Source organism: Streptomyces sp. NPDC054841 (assembly GCF_053611045.1).
In genome coordinates, this window is sequence record NZ_JBSGZO010000240.1 from 1 (window position 1) to 2,079 (window position 2,079).

General features: G+C 68.6%; 3 protein-coding genes. All 3 read left to right on the plus strand.

Annotated features, from left to right (window positions below; all coding sequences use genetic code 11):
• The first annotated feature begins 316 nt into the window (after positions 1-316).
• The 3 genes from ACWGI8_RS26960 (at position 317) to ACWGI8_RS26970 (ending at position 1,914) form a co-directional block, all read left to right on the plus strand.
• Positions 317-751, plus strand: a complete 435-nt coding sequence (locus ACWGI8_RS26960; protein ID WP_453664702.1) for a helix-turn-helix domain-containing protein — start codon at positions 317-319, stop codon at positions 749-751.
• A gap of 34 nt (positions 752-785) precedes the next feature.
• A complete protein-coding gene (locus tag ACWGI8_RS26965; protein WP_453664704.1) occupies positions 786-1,403 on the plus strand; it encodes a hypothetical protein in 618 nt (205 codons plus the stop codon).
• Between the two features lie 175 nt (positions 1,404-1,578).
• Positions 1,579-1,914 (plus strand): DUF2516 family protein, encoded by a 336-nt coding sequence (locus tag ACWGI8_RS26970; RefSeq protein WP_453664706.1) that lies wholly within the window; start codon positions 1,579-1,581, stop codon positions 1,912-1,914.
• Positions 1,915-2,079: the final 165 nt, after the last annotated feature.

The window sequence follows — 2,079 nt, forward strand, 5'->3', positions numbered from 1 at the left end:
GAGGCACTATGCCCCCGGCGACCACTCACGGTGAGCCCAAGCCCTCATCGGCCACGGAATACGCGAGTCTCGATTACGCGAGGTCGCCAGTTCTGGACCCCACGTCGGCACACCGACCGGCTGAGACGCCGACCGGGTCCCGCTGATCAGAACAACCGGGACCCGTTCACTTCGCCGATCAGATCTAGCGGGAACCGCACACCCACTGGGAACGGACACCAGCAGCGGGGCAGGATCAGCCGCCGCCCGAGTGATTGAGCACACTTTTGCAAGCACATGCTTGCAATAGTTAGCGGAGGTGCTGCACCATCGGAGCATGGCATCCCTCAACGTCGGCAATCTCGGTGAGTACCTCCGCGAGCAGCGGCGCAACGCGCAGCTCTCGTTGCGGCAGCTCGCCGACGCCGCCGGGGTGTCCAATCCGTACCTGAGCCAGATCGAGCGCGGGCTGCGCAAGCCGAGCGCGGAGGTGTTGCAGCAGGTCGCCAAGGCGCTGCGGATCTCGGCCGAGACGCTCTACGTACGGGCCGGGATTCTGGACGAGCGGGAGCGGGACGAGCTGGAGACGCGAGCCGTCATCCTGGCCGATCCCTCGATGAATGAGCGGCAGAAGCAGGTGCTTCTGCAGATCTACGACTCGTTCCGCAAGGAGAACGGCTTCGACGCCGATACGGATAAGGACACCGCCGAGGACGGCCCCCGCACGGCCGCAGGACGTGGTGCCGACCAACCCTCAACACCCGAAGACTGAACTGAGACATCTGCGATCCGGGAGGACCACAGTCATGGCCATCACCGATGACCTGCGTAAGACCCTCACCGACCCGACTCCCCTCTACTTCGCGGCCGGTACGGCCGACCTCGCCGTCCAGCAGGCCAAGAAGGTGCCCGGGCTGATCGAGCAGCTGCGGGCCGAGGCGCCCGCGCGGTTCGAGGCCGTGCGGGAGACCGACCCGAAGGCCGTGCAGGCGAAGGTGACCGCGCAGGCCAAGGAGGCCCAGGCCACCGTGCAGGCCAAGGTCACCGAGGTGCTCGGGAACATCGACACCGACCTGAAGAAGCTGGGCGAGACCGCTCAGGACCTGGCGCTGCGTGGCGTGGGCGTGGCCGCCGAGTACGCGGTCAGGGCCCGTGAGACGTACGAGAAGGTCGCCGAGCACGGTGAGCAGGCCGTGAAGGCGTGGCGCGGCGAGGCCGCCGAGGAGATCGCGGAGATCGCCGTCGCCGTCGAGCCCAAGGCGGACGAGCCGAAGGGCGCGCAGCAGCCGAAGGCCGCGGACGCGCCCCAGGCCAAGGCGGAGGCGAAGGCCGAGGACACGAAGCCTGCCCCGCCGGCCGCTCGTAAGCCCGCCGCCCGTAAGCCCGCGGCGAAGAAGGCCACCTCCCCGCAGACCGGGAAGTAGCCGGCACGCTTCCCGCAGGCCGGGAAGCAGGCGATCACACCCCACGGGCCACTGCACGGGCCCGCTCCACGGGCCGGGCACCTTCGAGGTTCCCGGCCCGTTGTCCGGGTACGTTGGCCATGTCCTGGCCGTACCTTGGTCGTGAGGCGCTTCAACTCACTAGGCGGTGCTCAGCATGTTGCTCGCAGGATTCGGCACGATTCTCTGGCTGCTCAACCTGGCCATGCTCGTTCTGGCCGTGGTGGCGTTGGGCTTCGCGGCCTTCGCTCGTGAGGACGCCTACCGGGCGGCGGACAAGCAGACGAAGACGTTCTGGCTGATCATGCTGGGCATCACGGTCGCCGTGAACCTGTTGGTACCGATGCTGTTCCTGCAGATCGCCGGGCTGATCGCCACGATCGTCTTCATGGTCGACGTGCGCCCCGCGCTCCAGCAGGTCTCCGGCGGAGGCGGCCGGCGCGGTGGCTCCAGCAGCGACGGGCCGTACGGGCCGTACAACGGCGGACGGTAAGGCTCGGTAAGGCTCCGTAGGGCCTGGTAGGACCGGGTAGACCCGGTAGGGTTCGGTTGCGCCTGCTGAAGCCAGGCAAACCCGGCCCGCGGGCCTCAGCCCCGTCAGCTCTGCCTCGGGTCCGCCTCGGCCCTGTCAGCCCCGCCTCGGGCCCGCCTCGACCCG

What these genes read in the sequence shown, in the direction of transcription:
- ACWGI8_RS26960 (WP_453664702.1), top strand. Translation starts at nt 317, where the DNA reads ATGGCATCCCTCAACGTCGGCAATCTCGGTGAGTACCTCCGCGAGCAG.
- ACWGI8_RS26965 (WP_453664704.1), top strand. Translation starts at nt 786, where the DNA reads ATGGCCATCACCGATGACCTGCGTAAGACCCTCACCGACCCGACTCCC.
- ACWGI8_RS26970 (WP_453664706.1), top strand. Translation starts at nt 1,579, where the DNA reads ATGTTGCTCGCAGGATTCGGCACGATTCTCTGGCTGCTCAACCTGGCC.